The following is a 16363-nucleotide window of genomic DNA, read 5'->3' as shown; positions in this document are numbered from 1 at the left end:
CGTTGCCCTTCATATAGCTGATTCGGAACATAGCTGAAGTGGAATATTAAAGCCGGAGCCCTCCGGCTTGCGCTGCCCCTTTCAGGGCTCCGGCGAGAAGATCCTCTGGACGATCACCTTCGACGCCCCCCGGTCTTTACTCCCGAAAAATCCTCAGGGGGGTCTCGGGGGGCGCGAGCGCCCCCCGGGCCAGGGGGTCCGGGGGGCTGGCAAGCCCCCCGGCCTTTCCCCCCAAGGGCGGTATCCCGCCCAAGTGATCGCCACCCTCCCTTTCGCCCGGGCCGGCTCCACCCTATAAGCACCCTGCTTGCGGGCCCGGGGGGAGTCGCGGGCCAGGGAACAATTTTGCAGGCGGGGACAGCTGAGATGATCGGACTGGGCGGGCTTTTCTCTTCCGACATGGCCATCGACCTCGGCACGGCGAACACGCTGGTCTACGTCAAGGGCCGCGGCATCGTGCTCTCGGAGCCGAGCGTTGTCGCTTATCACGTCAAGGACGGGGTGAAGAAGGTGCTCGCCGTTGGCGAGGACGCCAAGCTGATGCTCGGCCGCACCCCCGGATCGATCCAGGCCATCCGGCCGATGCGCGAGGGCGTCATCGCCGATTTCGACGTGGCCGAGGAGATGATCAAGTATTTCATCCGCAAGGTTCACAAGCGCTCGACCTTCTCGAAGCCGAAGATCATCGTCTGCGTGCCCCACGGCGCCACGCCGGTCGAGAAGCGCGCCATCCGCCAGTCGGTGCTCTCCGCCGGCGCAAGACGCGCCGGGCTGATCGCCGAGCCCATCGCCGCCGCCATCGGCGCGGGTATGCCGATCACCGACCCCACGGGCAACATGGTCGTCGACATCGGCGGCGGCACCACCGAGGTGGCCGTGCTGTCGCTCGGCGACATCGTCTATGCCCGCTCCGTCCGCGTCGGCGGCGACCGGATGGACGAGGCCATCGTCTCCTACCTCCGGCGCCAGCATAACCTCCTCGTCGGCGAGGCGACGGCCGAGCGGGTGAAGACCTCCATCGGCACGGCGCGGATGCCCGATGATGGGCGCGGCCAGTCGATGCATATCCGCGGCCGCGACCTTCTGAACGGCGTGCCGAAGGAGACCGAGATCTCCCAGGCGCAGGTCGCCGAGGCGCTCGCCGAGCCCGTCCAGCAGATCTGCGAGGCGGTGATGACCGCGCTGGAAGCGACGCCGCCCGACCTCGCCGCCGACATCGTCGACCGGGGCGTCATGCTCACTGGTGGCGGCGCGCTCCTCGGCCAGCTCGACCTCGCGCTTCGCGAACAGACCGGGCTCGCCATTTCCGTCGCCGATGAATCGCTCAATTGTGTTGCCATCGGCACGGGCAAGGCGCTGGAATATGAAAAGCAGCTCCGGCACGTTATTGACTACGACAGCTGAGCGGGGGCGCCGGCGCCCCTGCGGAATGGGAGAGGCCCTTGGCCCAGGACCGTCGAGGTGAGGATTACGTCACCCCGATCCGCAGGTTGCTGATCGGGCTCCTCTGCCTCGCGCTGGCGCTCACCTTCCTCGTCTGGCGTATCGATTCGCCCCGGGTGGAACGCTTCCGCGCCGCGGTGATCGACAAGGTGGTGCCGAGCTTCGACTGGGCCATGGCGCCGGTCACCGGGCTCGCCAATCTCGTCGCCGATTTCCAGAGCTACGCCCAGCTCGCCGAGCAGAACCAGGAGCTCCGCCGCGAATTGCAGCGGATGCGCGCCTGGCGCGAGGCGGCGCTGCAGCTCGATCAGGAAAACGCCAAGCTCCGCGACCTCAACAACGTGCGGCTCGATCCTGAGCTCACCCATGTCACCGGCGTGGTGCTGGCCGATTCGGGCGGGCCCTTCCGGCAGTCGGTGCTGCTCAACGTCGGCGCGCGCGACGGCATCCTCGACGGCTGGCCGGCGATGGACGGGATCGGCCTCGTCGGGCGGATCTCGGGCGTCGGGCAGACCACGGCGCGGGTCATCCTCCTCACCGACGCCTCGAGCCGCATCCCGGTGGTGATCCAGCCCTCGGGCCAGCGGGCGGTGCTGACGGGCGACAACACGATCAACCCGGCGCTCGATTTCATAGAGGATGCCGATGTCGTGCGGCCGGGAGACCGGGTGGTCACGGCGGGCGACGGCGGGCTCTTCCCGCCCGACCTTCTGGTCGGCCAGGTGGCGCTCGGCACCGACCGGCGCCTCCGCGCCCGGCTCGCCGCCGATTACGAGCGGCTGGAGTTCCTGCGCGTGCTCCGCAGCCCCGAGACGGAGCAGATCACCGACCCCGGCGCGCTGATCGTGCCGGTGGTGCCGGAGGATACGATCCCCGAACCCGACGTGCCCGACCCCACGGTGCCCGAGGCGCTGATGGAAGAGCTGGCGGGGGGGACCAATGGCTGAGCGCATCTCCTTTTTGCTGGCGCCCGAGGGGGCCTGTCTGCCCCCCGTCGCCGTGAAGGGCGACTCCCCCCGAGGATTTTTCGGGAGCAAAGACGGGGGGGCGCGGGGGCGGCAGCCCCTGTACCCGGCCCAACAGTGCCGCGCAGGGCGAGCGCCGGCCCGGGGGATGGCGCTCCGACGGCTGAGCGGCGCGCTTTATGGTGCCGCCACATCCTCGCTCGGAGCTTTGCGCGCACTCTCGGAGCGCCAGCCCGCGGGACGGGCCGGCGCTCGCCCTGCGCCTGCGGCGCGTACCGGGCGGGGGCTCAGGCGGCAAGGGTGCACCCTGGCATCGGCCGTGTGGTGGGTTGCAAACCCACCCTACCCCCCTGCGCAACGGGTTGCCCCGGGCGTAGGGTGGGTTTTCAACCCACCGGCCCGGGGGAGGACAGCGCCATGATGTCCACGCCCGTCAGCCGCGTCTGGATCGGGCGGGGGCTCTTCCTCTGCCTGGCGCTCGTGCTCATCTTCCTGCGGCTCCTGCCGCTCAACACCCTGCCGAAGAGCTGGGCGCCGCCGGACCTGCTTCTCGCCTTCACGCTCCTCTGGGCGGCGCGGCGGCCGGACCTGATGCCGGCGGCGCTCGTCGCCATCGTCTTCTTCACCGCCGACATCGTCTTCCAGCGGCCACCGGGGCTCTGGGCCCTGATGGTGCTGCTGCTCACCGAATGGCTGCGGCGGCGGTCGGGGACGCTGCGCTCCGCCTCCTTCGGGCAGGAATGGCTGACGGTGGCCGCCGGGCTCGCCGTGACCGCGCTCGGCTACCGGCTGCTCCTGGGGCTCTTCATGACGCCGCGCCCGCCCCTGTCGCTCACCGCCTCGGAAACACTGCTGACCGCGCTCATCTACCCCTTGGCTGCCATCACCGCGCATTGGCTCTTCGGCGTGACGCGGCCGGCGCCGGGGCAGGTCGATTCACTGGGACACAGGATATGAAACGCCCGACCCGAAACGATGCCCTCATCCAGCGCCGCTTCTCGCGCCGCGCCATGGTGCTCGGCGGCCTGCAGGCCGGCGTCGTCGGCGTGCTCGGCTGGCGGATGCATTCCATGCAGGTCGACCATGCCGACGAGTTCCGCATGCTGGCGGAGGAGAACCGCATCAACATGCGCATCCTGCCGCCGGCGCGGGGGCTGGTCTTCGACCGGCAGGGCGTGCTGCTCGCCGGCAACGAGCAGAACTACCGGATCGTCATCACCCGCGAGGATGCCGGCGACATCGACGCGGCCTTCGCCCGCCTCACCCGGCTCGTCGAGATCGACCCCGAGCTCGTCGCCCGCGCCAAGGAGGAGATGGCCCGCCGCTCGCCCTTCGTGCCCGTCACCATCGTCGAGCGCGTCTCTTGGGAGGATGTGGCGAAGGTCACCGCCAATGCCCCGGCCCTGCCCGGCATCACCGCCGAGGTGGGCCTGTCGCGCACCTATCCGCTCGGCTCCGACAGCGCCCATGTGGTGGGCTATGTGGGGCCGGTGTCGGATTACGACCTGACCGAGGGCTACCTCGTCGGCGATGACGACCCGCTTCTGCAGATCCCCAAGTTCCAGGTGGGCAAGACCGGGGTCGAGGCGCGGATGGAGCACCAGCTGCGCGGCGCCGCCGGCACGCGGCGGATCGAGGTCAACGCCCTCGGCCGCGTCATGCGCGAGCTCGACCGCGAGGAGGGCGACGCCGGCTCCGACATCCAGCTCACCATCGACGCCAACCTGCAGCGCTACGTGCAGGCGCGGCTCGAGGGCGAGAGCGCCGCCGCCGTGGTGCTCGATGTCGAGACGGGGGACATCCGCGCCCTCGCCTCCTCCCCCTCCTTCGACCCCAATCTCTTCGTGCGCGGCATCTCCGTCGCCGATTACAACGATCTGCTGAGCAACGACCATGTGCCGCTTTCCGGCAAGGCCGTCTCGGGCGGCTACCCGCCCGGCTCCACCTTCAAGCTCGTCACCTCGCTCGCCGCGCTCGAGGCCGGCGAGGTCGAGCCGGAAGAGACGATCTGGTGCGGCGGCTACACGGATATCTCCGGCATCCGCTTCCACTGCTGGCGCTCCGGCGGGCATGGCAATGTCACCTTCCACGAGAGCATCAAGCAGAGCTGCGACTGCTATTACTACGAGGCCTCCCAGCGCGTCGGAATCGACAAGATCGCCGAGATGGCCCGGCGCTTCGGGCTGGGCGTGCGCCACGAGCTGCCACTGTCGGCCATCACCTCCGGCATCGCGCCCGACCGCGCCTGGAAGCGCGAGCGCTATGGCGAGGACTGGCGGATCGGCGACACCGTCAACGCCTCCATCGGCCAAGGCTATGTGCTGGCCTCGCCGCTGCAGCTCGCCGTGATGACCGCCCGCGTCGCCACCGGCCGCTCGGTGACGCCGCGGCTCGTCCACACCATCGACGGCATCGAGCAGCCCTCGGGCGCCGGCGAGCCGATGGGGCTGAACGAGAACAACCTGAGGCGCCTCCGGGCCGCCATGTTCGACGTGGTGAACCACCAGCGGGGGACGGGCTACGGCAGCCGCACGGTGGTGGACGAGGCCAAGATCGCCGGCAAGTCGGGCACCAGCCAGGTCCGCCGGATCACCCCGGAAGAGCGGGCGCGCGGCGTCACCTCCAACGAGGATCTGCCGTGGAACCGGCGCGACCACGCGCTCTTCGTCGACTTCGCGCCCTATGACAATCCGCGCTTCGCGGTCTGCGTGGTGGTCGAGCATGGCGGCGGCGGCTCCTCCGTCACCGGCCCCATCGCGCGCGACATCACGCTGCAGGCGCTCTACGACGGCGACCCGCCGCTCGACGTCTACCCGTCCAACCTCCGCGGCCGCATCGCCGAGCAGCAGGAGCATATCCGCGGGCTCGCGCCACAGGGCGCCACGGCGACGACGCGAGCCTGAGATGTCCTATCTCGAGTACAACACCAAATATGTGCCGACCGGGCCGCGGAAGCTGCTCTACCTCAACTGGGCGGTGATCCTGCTCATCTGCGCGGTCGCCACCTTCGGCTTCCTGATGCTCTACTCGGTCGCCGGCGGGAATGCCGAGACCTGGATGCTGCCGCAGCTCAAGCGCTTCGGCGTGGGCATGGTGGGGATGCTGATCGTCGCGATGGTGCCGATCTGGTTCTGGCGGAACATGTCCGTCCTCGCCTATCTGACGGCGCTGGCGCTGCTGGTGGCGGTGGACTTCTTCGGCGAGGTGGGCATGGGCGCCCAGCGCTGGATCGACCTCGGCTTCATCCAGCTCCAGCCGTCCGAGGTGATGAAGATCAGCCTCGTGATGATGCTCGCGGCCTATTACGACTGGCTGCCGGCCACGCGGGTCTCCAACCCGATCTTCGTGGCGCTGCCGCTCATCCTCATCATCCTGCCCGTCCTTCTGACGCTGGCGCAGCCGGATCTGGGCACGGCGCTCTTGCTCCTCCTCGGCGGCGGGGCGGTGATCTTCGCGGCCGGGGTCCACTGGGCCTATTTCGCCTCCGTCATCGCCGTCGGCGTCGGCGCCGTCTTCGCGGTGTTCCAGAGCCGGGGAACGCCCTGGCAGCTTCTCGAAGACTACCAGTACCGCCGGATCGACACCTTCCTCGACCCCGCCAACGACCCGCTCGGGGCGGGCTACCACATCACCCAGGCGAAGATCGCGCTCGGTTCCGGCGGCTGGGCCGGGCGGGGCTTCATGCAAGGCACGCAGAGCCGGCTGAACTTCCTGCCCGAGAAGCACACCGATTTCATCTTCACGACGCTGGCGGAGGAATTCGGCTTCATCGGCGCCTTCGGGCTGCTGCTGCTCTATACCCTCATCATCGTCTTCTGCATCTCCTCGGCGCTGACCAACCGCGACCGCTATGCGGCGTTGCTGACCATCGGGATCGCCGCCACCTTCTTCCTGTTCTTCGCGGTGAACATGAGCATGGTGATGGGCCTCGCGCCCGTCGTCGGCGTGCCCCTGCCGCTCGTCTCCTGGGGCGGATCGGCCATGCTGATCTTGCTGCTCGGCTTCGGGCTGATGCAATCCGCCCATGTCCACAAGCCACGCTGAGCCAAGTCCATGCTGCGCCTCCTCTTCTCCGCCCGCCCGGGGCAGTTCGAGCTCTATCTGTCGCATCTTGAGGCGGCGCTGGAGGCAAAGGGCCTGACGGCCGAGATCGGCACGGAGCTGCCGCCGGAGGCCGTGGACTACATCGTCTACGCCCCCTCCGGCCCCTTGCAGGATTTCACCCCCTTCACCCGGGCGAAGGCCGTCCTGTCGCTCTGGGCGGGGGTGGAGCGGATTGTGGCGAACCCGACGCTGACCCTGCCGCTGGCGCGGATGGTCGATGGGGGGCTCGAGCGGGGGATGGTGGAATATGTGGCGGGGCACGTGCTGCGCCATCACCTCGGGATGGATGCGCATATAGTCAACCCGGGCCGCGCCTGGGTGAATGTCTCGCCGAAGCTGGCGCGGGACAGGCGCGTGACGGTGCTCGGCCTCGGCGCCCTCGGCGCCGCCTGCGCGAGGGCCCTCGCCGGGCTCGGCTTCGACGTGACCGGCTGGAGCCGGCGGGAGAAGGCGGTGGAGGGGATCCGCTGCCTCAGTGGCTCCGATGGGCTGGCGGAGGCACTGGACGGCGCCGAGATCCTTGTGACGCTCCTGCCGCAGACGCCGCAAACGGAGCGGATGCTGGACGCCGCCGCCCTCGCCCGCCTCGCCGCCGGCGCCGCGCTGGTGAACCCCGGCCGCGGCACGGTGCTGGACGACGAGGCCCTCCTCGCGGCGCTGGACGAGGGCCGGCTCAGCCATGCGACGCTCGACGTCTTCCGGGTGGAGCCCCTGCCGGACGATCATCCGTTCTGGGCGCATCCCGGCGTCACCGTCACCCCGCATATCGCTGCGGAGACCCGCCCCGAGACGGCGAGCGCCGTCATCGCCGAGAACATCCGGCGGATGGAGGCGGGAGAACCGCTCCTCCATCTGGTGGACAGGGAGGCAGGCTACTGAGGCGTCCGGGAGGGCGGTGTCAGAGCCCGAGCTCGGCGATCATCCAGTCGGCCCGCGCCGCTACACTGGCCCGCGGTAGCTCGACGAGCCGGTAGCCGAGGCCGGCATAGGTGTCGCGGAGCGCCGCGCCCGTCGCCTCAGCCTCTGCCGGGCCCTGCCGGCGCTCAGGGTCCTGCGCGAAGATCTCGGCCCAATAGGGCGCGAAGACGACACGGCGATTGTAGCGCTGCGCGCGCGCGGCGGCGGCCATGGCGGGGGGCACCGGCGCCCCGCAGAGCCGCAGATAGCCGATCCCATCCGGGATGCCGCGATCGAAGATCACCGGGCAGCGCAGCCCCGCCGCGCCTTGATGCGCCTGCCGGTCCCGCGCCAGCATCTGTTCGGCATAGGCCATGCGATCCGCCCAGGGGAGGGCGTCTCCGCCGCTGGCCATCTCCTCACGGATAACCGCGCGGCCGGATTCGGGGATCGTGTGAAAGCCGCGGCGGGCGAGCTCGGTGATCAGGCTGGTCTTGCCCGCACCGGGGCCGCCCGTCACGACGAAGAAATGGTCGCTCATGGGGCATCCTTGGGGGTAGCTGGGGAGGGGCGCTGTGGGGCGGTCGAGACGCCGAGGGCGTGGATCGCGGCAGCATCAGAGTTGGGAGGGCAAACAGCACCCCGTCTGCGCGGCAGAGGCAACGTCTCTGACGCAAAGGCCAGACCTGTCAGGTGCTTTCTGGGGGGAGGATGGTGGAGCCTAGGGGGATCGAACCCCTGACCTCTTGCATGCCATGCAAGCGCTCTCCCAGCTGAGCTAAGGCCCCATCCGGAGCGCCCTTTCGGGCGCGTGCCGCTCTCTATGCGGCGGCCCATGCGAGATCAAGCAGAAAATCCCGGGCAGGGCCAGTGTCGGGGCGGCGGCGGGCGCCGCCCCGGTTAGGTCAGTCCTCGTCGTCCTTGCCGGCGACGTCGCCCAGCTCCTCGAAGGAGACCGAATCGTCGTCGTCGTCATCTTCCTCGAGGACGTCATCGCCGAGATCGACGTCTTCGTCGTCGTCGTCCTCGATCAGCAGTTCCTCGTCGTCATTGTCGCGGGACGCGAGTTTCTTGGTCTGCGCATCCTCGGCATCGGCGACCATCGTGCGGTTCTTGGCCGGGTCGATGGTGACGACCTGGCCCGTGTAGGGGCTGACGATCGGGTCGCGGTTCATGTCGTAGAACCGCTTGCCGGTGGTCGGGCAGATGCGCTTTGTTCCCCATTCTTCCTTGGGCATGGATGTCCTCGTCCTGGTGGTCCGGCGGGCCGGCCGCGAAGCGGCGTCCGGCCGGGTGATCGGGAGGCCCGGGCGACTCGGCGGTCGCGAGGCCTTGCAACGGATTCACGGCCTCTGCCATATGAACCCCATGGTGTCAAAACCTTTGGGCGGCCGAGGTTCCGCCGCTGCACATACCCTTCTGCCGGGCGATCCGCCGCTCAGCGTCGCGCTGAAGCGTTCGGCCCGGGCGCGGCGCTACACGTTGCGCGTCAGCCGGGTCACCGGAGAGGCGGTGCTGACGCTGCCGCTCCGCGCCCGGGAGGCGGAGGGTCTGGCGTTCCTCCGCGAGCGGGAGGCCTGGCTCCGCGCGCAGCTCGCCGGGCTCTCGCCGGAGCTGCGGCCCGTGGCGGGGGGGACGATCCCCTTCCTCGGGGAGGAGGTGGTGCTGGAGCCCGCCCCCGTCCGCCATGTCCGCGCCAGGCCCGGCGCGCTGGAGGTGCCGGAGGCGGAGGGCCTTCTCGCCCCGGCGCTGAAGGTCTTCCTGAAGGAGGAGGCGCGCGCCCGGCTTCATGCGGCGAGCGACGCCCATGCCGCGGCGCTCGGGCGGCGCTACGGCAAGATCACGCTCCGCGATCCCAAGGGGCGCTGGGGCTCCTGCACGTCGGAGGGGAACCTCATGTTCTCCTGGCGCCTCGTGCTCGCCCCGCCATCGGTGCTCGATTACGTCGCGGCCCATGAGGTGGCGCATCTGGCAGAGATGAACCACTCGCCGGCCTTCTGGGCGCTGGTGCGGGAGATGTTTCCCGGCGACGCGGCGGCGCGGCGCTGGCTGAAGCGCCATGGGCATGAGCTCCATCGGCTGCGGCTGGACTGACCGGGATGGTGGAGAGGCCGGGGGGCCAGCCCCGTCGCCATTGGGGCTCGAACCAATGGCGCCACCAATGGCGACCCCCCGGAGGTATTTTTGGCCAGATGAAAGGGGATCCCAAGGGGGGGTGGCGACCAAGCCCGGTTAACCGTCGATTGACGGGCGCAGGATTTGTGATCACATGCGCCCATGACCCTCACCGCCCGCCCCGACGCGCCCCGCGCCCCCGACATCGCCCGCCCCGAGCAGACGGGCGCGGCGCATGACCGGGTGTATCGCGCGCTGCGGGGGCAAATCATGCATGGCGAACTGACGCCCGGCCAGTCGCTGACGCTGCGCGGCATCGGCAAGAGCTTCGGTGTCTCGATGACCCCGGCGCGGGAGGCGGTGCGGCGGCTGGTGGCCGAAGGGGCGCTGTCGCTCTCCGCCTCCGGCCGCGTCTCCACCCCGGCCCTTTCCAACGAGCGGATCGAGGAGCTGGCGACGCTCCGGGCGCTGCTCGAGCCCGAGCTCGCCAGCCGCGCCCTGCCCCGCGCGCATTTCGCGCTGATCGACCGGCTGGAGGCGATCAACGCCTCGGTCAGCCAGATGGTCGGCCGGCACGACGCGACGGGCTATCTGCGCACCAACCTCGAATTCCACAGGACGCTTTACCTTCGCGCCCAGGCCCCGGCGATCCTGGCGATGGCGGAGACGGTCTGGCTGCAGCTCGGCCCGACCATGCGCGCCCTTTACGCCCGCCTCCGCCGGACGGACCCGCCGCAGCACCACCGGCTGATCCTCGCGGCCCTGAAGGCCGGCGACGAGCCGGGGTTGCGGCTGGCGGTGCGGGCGGATGTCACGCAGGGGCTGCGGATGTTGAAGGGGTAGCCGGGCCGCCGACGGTCCGGCCCGGGCGTAAGGTGGGTTTGTAACCCACCTTCCCCTTCTCAACCTATTGCAACGCTGCCGCGCGGGGCGAGCGCCGGCCCGGGGGGTGGCGCTCCTGCGGCCCGAGCGGCGCGCTTTATGGTGCAATTCCGCCCTCGCTCACCGGTGCGCCCAGCCTCACCAGAGCGCCAGCCCGCGGGACGGGCCGGCGCTCGCCCTGCGCCTTCGGCGCGCACCGGGCGGGGCATTGCTCATGCGTTGAGCCGGCGGTGGGTTACAAACCCACCCTACCCCGAATGCGAGGGGCTCATCAGATCCGCGCCCCTGTCTCCGCATCGAAGAGGCAAAGCGCGCGCCGGTCGAGGCGGAGCCCGACCTCCTCGCCCTCCGCCACATGGAGCCGGCCGGGGAGGCGGGCGGTGATCGTGCCCTCGCCGAGGGCCAGCGTCAGATAGGCCTCCGCGCCGGTGTTCTCGACCATCAGCGCTCTCAGCCGCAGGTCGGCCTCCTGCCCCTCCTCCGCCAGCGCCAGATGCTCGGGCCGGATGCCGAGGATCACCCGCCCCGTCATCCCCGCTGGCACCGGCATCTCCAGCCGCGTCTCGCCCATGGCGAGCCCGCCCCTGGCCACCTCGGCGGGCACGAGGTTCATCGGCGGCGAGCCCATGAAATCGGCGACGAAGGTGTTGGCGGGCCGGTCGTAGATCTCTTCCGGCGTGCCGATCTGCTGGACGACCCCGCCCTTCAGCACCACGATCCGGCTCGCCAGCGTCATCGCCTCGATCTGGTCGTGCGTCACGTAGACGATCGTCGTCCCGGTCGCGGCATGGAGCCGCTTGATCTCGGCCCGCATCTCCACGCGGAGCTTGGCATCGAGGTTCGACAGGGGCTCGTCGAAGAGAAAGAGCGCCGGCTCACGCACCAGCGCCCGGCCCATCGCCACCCGCTGCCGCTGCCCGCCGGAGAGCTGGGCGGGGAGCCGGTCGAGCAGATGGTCGATCTGCAGAAGCTTCGCGACCTCCAGGACCTTCGCCTCGGCCTCGGCCTTCGGCACCCGGCGGATCTTCAGCCCGAAGCCAATGTTCTGCGCGACGCTCATCGTCGGGTAGAGCGCGTAGCTCTGGAAGACCATGGCGATGTCGCGCGCCGCGGGCGGCTCGCCCGTCACCTCGCGGCCGCCGATCATCAGCCGGCCTTCGGTGATCTCCTCCAGCCCGGCGATGCAGTTGAGAAGCGTGGACTTGCCGCAGCCCGAGGGCCCCACGAGAACGAGGAACTCGCCGGCCCCGATCTCCATGTCGATGCCATGGAGGACCTTGAGCCCGCCGTAGCTCTTGGTGAGCGCCTCCGCCTTCAGCGCAACCTGCCTGCTGCCATCGAGCACAGCTTTCCTCCCCCGCCGTCCCTAGCGTCAGGCTAATCCTGCGGCAGGGGCCTGTCTATCGCGGCGGTCGGGGGCCGGATCGGCCCCGGATCGGCCCCTCGGGGGTTGACCTCGCCCCTGACCGGGTAAAGGTGCCCGCCGAAGCGGAGCCGGCAGCTCGCCATCCGCCCTGGCAGACGCTGCGAAGTACGAGGGACCTATGCGGGAATGGTGGCGCGATGCGGTGATCTATCAGATCTATCCGCGCTCTTATCAGGACAGTAACGGCGACGGCATCGGCGACCTGCCGGGGATCGCCTCGCGGCTCGAGCATGTCGCCTCGCTCGGCGTCGACGCGATCTGGCTGTCGCCCTTCTTCACCTCCCCCGATGCCGACATGGGCTATGACGTCTCGGATTACACCGGCGTCTCCCCCCTCTACGGCACGATGGAGGATTTCGACGCGATGCTGGCGAAGGCCCATGAGCTCGGGCTCAAGGTCATCATCGACCAGGTGCTGTCGCATTCCTCGATCGAGCACCCCTGGTTCCAGGAGAGCCGCGCCTCGAAGGACAACCCGCGTGCCGACTGGTATGTCTGGGCCGACCCCAAGCGCGACGGCGGGCCGCCCAACAACTGGCTCTCGATCTTCGGGGGCTCCGCCTGGGAGTTCGATCCGCGGCGGCGGCAATATTACCTGCACAACTTCCTCAAGGAGCAGCCGGATCTCAACTTCCACTGCACCGAGGCGGTGGATGCGCTGCTCGACTCCATGGAGTTCTGGCTGAAGCGCGGGGTCGACGGCTTTCGGCTCGATACCGTCAACTTCTACGTCCATGACGCCAAGCTGCGGGACAATCCGCCGTCGGACTGGCAGCACTTCCCGGTCAATCCCTACGAGGCGCAGGACCAGATCCATTCCAAGACCCAGCCGGAGAACATCGCCATCCTGAAGCGCCTGCGCGCGCTGACGGACAAATACGGCGCCCGGATGATGGTCGGCGAGGTCGGCGAGATGGGCCGGCAGATCGACATCATGGCCGAATACACCACGGGCGAGGACCGGCTGCACATGGCCTATTCCTTCGAATTCCTCGGCCCCGACCAGACGGCGAAGCACTTCCAGAGCCGCATCGCCAAGTTCTTCGACAAGGCGCCCGACGGCTGGCCCTGCTGGAGCTTTTCCAACCACGACGTGAAGCGGCACGTCAGCCGCTGGACGAAGCCCGGCGAGGCGACGGAGGATGTGGCGAAACAGGCCATCGCGCTTCTCGCCTCCTTCCCCGGCACGCTCGGCATCTACCAGGGCGAGGAGCTCGGGCAGACGGACACCGACATCTTCTTCGAGGAGCTGCAGGACACGGCGAACATCGAGTTCTGGCCGGAATACAAGGGCCGCGACGGCTGCCGGACGCCCATGGTCTGGTCGGCCCAGGCCGAGCACGGCGGGTTTTCCGACGCCAAGCCCTGGCTGCCGGTGAAGCCCGAGCAGGCCGCCCGCGCCGTCGACCGGCAGGAGGAGGATGACGACAGCGTCCTCAACGCCTACCGCGCCATGCTCGCCTTCCGCCGCGAGCGCGACGAGCTGCGCCTCGGCGAGGCCGATTTCATCGACCTGCCGGAGCCGGTGCTCGCCATCCGCCGGGTCTGGGGCGATGCCAACCTCACGGGCGTCTTCAACCTCTCCTCCGAGCCGCAGGCGCTGACGCTGATCGGCGCCGGCACGCCGGTCGGGCCCGGCACCTTTGATCTGGACGGCACCGCGCTCGATCTGCCGCCGCGCGGATTTGTCTTCCTCGAATCGCAGGGAGCGCTAACATTGACCCTGCGGGAGGTTACGGAGGAGGCGTAAGGGCCCCTCTCCTCCCCGAGGGAGGATGATATGACCAACAGACTTGCGGCCGTCGCGGCCGCCGGGCTTCTTGCCACCACCGCCATGCCCGCCTTCGCGCTCAGCGAGGGCGAGCTGCTCATCTGGGTCGGCGCCAACCGCGACGAGGCGGCCCTGCGCGAGGCCGTGCAGCCCTTCATCGACGATCTCGGCGTGCCGGTCACGGTCGAGGTGGTCGACCCCGACCTGCCCACGAAGTTCCAGCAGGCCGCCGCCACCGGCGACGGGCCCGACATTGTGCTCTGGGCGCATGACCGCTTCGGCGAATGGGCCGCGGGCGGGCTTCTGGAGCCGCTGCCGGCGAGCCAGGCCTGGCTGGACGGCGTCCTCCCTTCGGCGCTCGAGGCGCTGCAGATCGGCGACGATCTCTGGGGCTATCCCGTCTTCGTCGAGGCCGTGCACCTCATCTACAACAAGGATCTGATCGACGCGCCGCCGGCGAGCTTCGAGGAGATCCCGGAGATGGAGATGGCCGAGGGCATCCGCCCGATCCTCTGGGATTACAACAACATCTACTTCACCATGCCGATGCTCATGGCCGGCGGCGGCTATGCCTTCCAGAAGGTCGACGGCGTATATGACGGCACCGATACCGGCGTGAACACCCCCGGCGCCATCGCGGGCGCCGAGGTGCTCGAGGGCTTCATCGAGACCGGCGTCATGCCCGAGGGCGTCGATTACGGCGTGATGGAAGGCGCGATGAACAACGGCGAAGTGGCGATGGTCCTCAACGGCCCCTGGGCCTGGGGCGGGCTCGAGTCCGCCGGCATCGACTTCGGCGTCGCGCCCATCCCCACGGTGAACGGCGAGCCCTCGCCGCCCTTCCTCGGCGTGCAGGCGCTGGCGATCAACGCCGCCTCGCCGAATGCCGACCTCGCGGTGGAGCTGATCGAGAACTACCTCCTCACCGACGAGGGGCTGGCGATCTGGAACCGCAACAACATGCTGGGCGCGCTCGCGGATGAAAGCGCGGCGGAGGCGATGAACAACGACCTCGTCTCGGGCATGCTGGAAGTCGCCGCCATCGGCGTGCCGATGCCCTCCAACCCCGAGATGGGCGCGTTCTGGAGCGCCATGGCCCCGGCGATGACCAACATCACCACCGGCGCCCAGACCGCGGAGGAGGCGCTGAACGACGCCGCCGCGCGGATCCTCGGCGAATGAGCCAGTGCCCCGGGCGGTGACGCCCGGGGCCGCCTCTGCCCATGTCCGCCGCCGCCCAGCCCCAGCTCCGCGAGAGCACAGGCGCCGCGCTCACGCGCATCGCCCTGACGGCGCTCGCCTCGCTCGCGCTCCTCTACGGGGCCTTCCGGCTCTATCTGGAGGGGCTGGCACTCTTGGGCGCGCTCTTTCTGGCGCTGGCCGTCGCCACGGCGCTGCTCTTCTCGTTCCGCCGCTTCTATGCGCAGCGGTTCATCTTCCCCGGTATCGCCGCCGTGCTGGTCTTCGTCGCCTTCCCGATGGCCTATACCATCTGGATCGGCTTCACGAATTACTCCTCGCTGAATCTCCTGACCTTCGAGCGCGCGCAGGAGGTGCTCCTGTCGCGAGGCTCGGTGAACCCCGAGACCGAGCAGCCCTTCGCCGTGGCGCCCGACGGCGGCGCCTACCGGATCTGGCTGCCCGAGGCGGGGCTCCTCTCGGAGCCCGTGCCCCTCGACGAGACGGCCGAGGAAGAGGCCGAGCTGGCCCCGGCGGAGGAACCCGCCGAGCTCCTCGAACGCCGCGACGCCATCGCTCTGAGGGGCGGGCTGCAGAGCCTCGCCCTGACGACGCCGGAGGGGGTGATCCTGCGGAATGCGAGCCTCAGGACCTTTGCCTCCGTCACCCCGGAGTACCAGCGCCTCGCCGGCGGCGTGCTGGCGCGGACGGAGGACGGCGCGCTCCTGACCCCCGACCATTCGACCGGCTTCTACCGGACGGAGGCGGGCGAGGCCGTCTCCCCCGGCTGGCGGGTGCCCATCGGCTTCGGCAATTTCGAGAGGATCCTGCAGTCGCGCGGCATCCGCGCGCCCATCGCCTCGATCTTCCTCTGGACGGTGATCTTCGCCGCCGGCTCGGTCGTCGGCACCTTCGCGCTGGGGCTGGCGCTCGCCGTGGTGCTGCAATGGCCGCATCTGAGCTTCAAGCCGGTCTACCGGATCCTCCTGATCCTGCCCTATGCGGTGCCGGCCTTCATCTCGATCCTCGTCTTCCGCGGGCTCTTCAACCAGAATTTCGGTGAGATAAACCTGATCCTCGAGGCGCTCTTCGGCATCAGGCCCGACTGGTTCTCCAACGCCTTCCTCGCCCGGGTGATGATCCTCATCGTCAACATCTGGCTGGGCTATCCCTACATGATGCTGCTCGCCATGGGCTTCCTCCAGTCGGTGCCGGAGGATCACAAGCGGGCGGCGGCGTTGGAGGGCGCCTCGGCGGCGCGGGTGTTCTTCACGATCACCCTGCCGCAGATCCTGCCGCCCTTCCTGCCGCTCCTGATCGCCAGCTTCGCCTTCAACTTCAACAATCTGGTGGTGATCCTGCTGCTGACGCGGGGCCTTCCCGACATGCCGGGGACCATCGTCCCCGCCGGGCAGACGGACATCCTCGCCAGCTTCACCTACCGGATCGCGTTCTCGGATTCGCTCCAGCAGTTCGGCCTCGCCGGGGCGATCACGCTCCTGATCTTCCTGCTGGTCGCCGGGCTCTCCTACGCCAATTTCGTCGCCATCCGCCGCGCCGGGCGGCGCGTTCAATAGGAGT

The 16363-nt window shown here is 69.4% G+C and carries 14 protein-coding genes and 1 tRNA gene; 11 read left to right on the top strand and 4 right to left on the bottom strand.

What is annotated here, in order from left to right; all coding sequences use genetic code 11:
- Positions 1-366 precede the first annotated feature (366 nt).
- The 6 genes from ACAZ03_RS03900 to ACAZ03_RS03875 all read left to right on the top strand — a co-directional run bounded on the left by ACAZ03_RS03900 (position 367) and on the right by ACAZ03_RS03875 (position 7391).
- Complete coding sequence (locus ACAZ03_RS03900; protein ID WP_373356056.1) at positions 367-1404, top strand: rod shape-determining protein; 1038 nt, start codon at positions 367-369, stop codon at positions 1402-1404.
- Between the two features lie 38 nt (positions 1405-1442).
- The gene (mreC, locus tag ACAZ03_RS03895) at positions 1443-2390 is read left to right on the top strand and encodes a rod shape-determining protein MreC (RefSeq protein WP_373356054.1); all 948 of its coding nucleotides are present in this window, start codon (positions 1443-1445) and stop codon (positions 2388-2390) included.
- Between the two features lie 435 nt (positions 2391-2825).
- Entirely contained in the window at positions 2826-3365 is a 540-nt protein-coding gene (locus ACAZ03_RS03890) for a rod shape-determining protein MreD (protein WP_373356053.1), read from the top strand.
- On the top strand, positions 3362-5311 hold the full coding sequence (gene mrdA, locus ACAZ03_RS03885) for a penicillin-binding protein 2 (RefSeq protein ID WP_373356052.1): 1950 nt from the start codon (positions 3362-3364) through the stop codon (positions 5309-5311). Before ACAZ03_RS03890 ends, mrdA begins: the two co-directional genes overlap by 4 nt.
- 1 nt (position 5312) lies before the next feature.
- Positions 5313-6452 (top strand): rod shape-determining protein RodA, encoded by a 1140-nt coding sequence (gene rodA, locus ACAZ03_RS03880; protein ID WP_373356051.1) that lies wholly within the window; start codon positions 5313-5315, stop codon positions 6450-6452.
- A 9-nt stretch (positions 6453-6461) separates the two neighbouring features.
- Positions 6462-7391: a 2-hydroxyacid dehydrogenase gene (locus ACAZ03_RS03875; protein ID WP_373356050.1), complete on the top strand. Its 930-nt coding sequence runs from the start codon at positions 6462-6464 to the stop codon at positions 7389-7391.
- A 19-nt stretch (positions 7392-7410) separates the two neighbouring features.
- On the opposite strand, the gene ACAZ03_RS03870 is transcribed toward ACAZ03_RS03875, so the two are convergent.
- The 3 genes from ACAZ03_RS03870 to ACAZ03_RS03860 form a co-directional block, all read right to left on the bottom strand.
- Positions 7411-7950 (bottom strand): AAA family ATPase, encoded by a 540-nt coding sequence (locus ACAZ03_RS03870; RefSeq protein ID WP_373356049.1) that lies wholly within the window; start codon positions 7948-7950, stop codon positions 7411-7413.
- Positions 7951-8121: 171 nt separating this feature from the next.
- A tRNA-Ala gene (locus ACAZ03_RS03865) sits at positions 8122-8197 on the bottom strand.
- A gap of 117 nt (positions 8198-8314) precedes the next feature.
- The gene (locus tag ACAZ03_RS03860; RefSeq protein ID WP_373356048.1) at positions 8315-8647 is read right to left on the bottom strand and encodes a TIGR02300 family protein; all 333 of its coding nucleotides are present in this window, start codon (positions 8645-8647) and stop codon (positions 8315-8317) included.
- Positions 8648-8777: 130 nt separating this feature from the next.
- Between ACAZ03_RS03860 and ACAZ03_RS03855 the strand changes: the two genes are divergently transcribed.
- Together ACAZ03_RS03855 and ACAZ03_RS03850 are read left to right on the top strand one after the other, a co-directional pair.
- On the top strand, positions 8778-9503 hold the full coding sequence (locus ACAZ03_RS03855; RefSeq protein WP_373356047.1) for a M48 family metallopeptidase: 726 nt from the start codon (positions 8778-8780) through the stop codon (positions 9501-9503).
- 183 nt (positions 9504-9686) lie between these two features.
- Complete coding sequence (locus ACAZ03_RS03850; protein ID WP_373356046.1) at positions 9687-10367, top strand: GntR family transcriptional regulator; 681 nt, start codon at positions 9687-9689, stop codon at positions 10365-10367.
- A 310-nt stretch (positions 10368-10677) separates the two neighbouring features.
- Here the strand turns inward: ACAZ03_RS03850 and ACAZ03_RS03845 are convergent, their stop codons facing one another.
- Positions 10678-11751 carry an ABC transporter ATP-binding protein gene (locus ACAZ03_RS03845; RefSeq protein WP_373356045.1) on the bottom strand — a complete coding sequence of 358 codons (1074 nt, stop codon included), beginning with the start codon at positions 11749-11751 and terminating at the stop codon, positions 10678-10680.
- 199 nt (positions 11752-11950) lie between these two features.
- Between ACAZ03_RS03845 and ACAZ03_RS03840 the strand changes: the two genes are divergently transcribed.
- The 3 genes from ACAZ03_RS03840 to malF are packed head-to-tail and all read left to right on the top strand — an operon-like array spanning position 11951 to position 16359.
- On the top strand, positions 11951-13582 hold the full coding sequence (locus ACAZ03_RS03840) for an alpha-amylase family glycosyl hydrolase (RefSeq protein WP_373356044.1): 1632 nt from the start codon (positions 11951-11953) through the stop codon (positions 13580-13582).
- 30 nt (positions 13583-13612) lie between these two features.
- Positions 13613-14785, top strand: coding sequence for a maltose/maltodextrin ABC transporter substrate-binding protein MalE (gene malE, locus ACAZ03_RS03835; RefSeq protein WP_373356043.1), 1173 nt, complete (start codon positions 13613-13615; stop codon positions 14783-14785).
- 41 nt (positions 14786-14826) lie between these two features.
- Positions 14827-16359: a maltose ABC transporter permease MalF gene (malF, locus tag ACAZ03_RS03830; protein WP_373356042.1), complete on the top strand. Its 1533-nt coding sequence runs from the start codon at positions 14827-14829 to the stop codon at positions 16357-16359.
- Positions 16360-16363 lie beyond the last annotated feature (4 nt).

Source organism: Pseudoroseicyclus sp. CXY001, from assembly GCF_041714655.1.
Classification (GTDB): domain Bacteria; phylum Pseudomonadota; class Alphaproteobacteria; order Rhodobacterales; family Rhodobacteraceae; genus Pseudoroseicyclus_A.
Note: the sequence above shows the minus strand (reverse complement) of the source record. Positions and strands in the feature narration are given on the sequence as shown.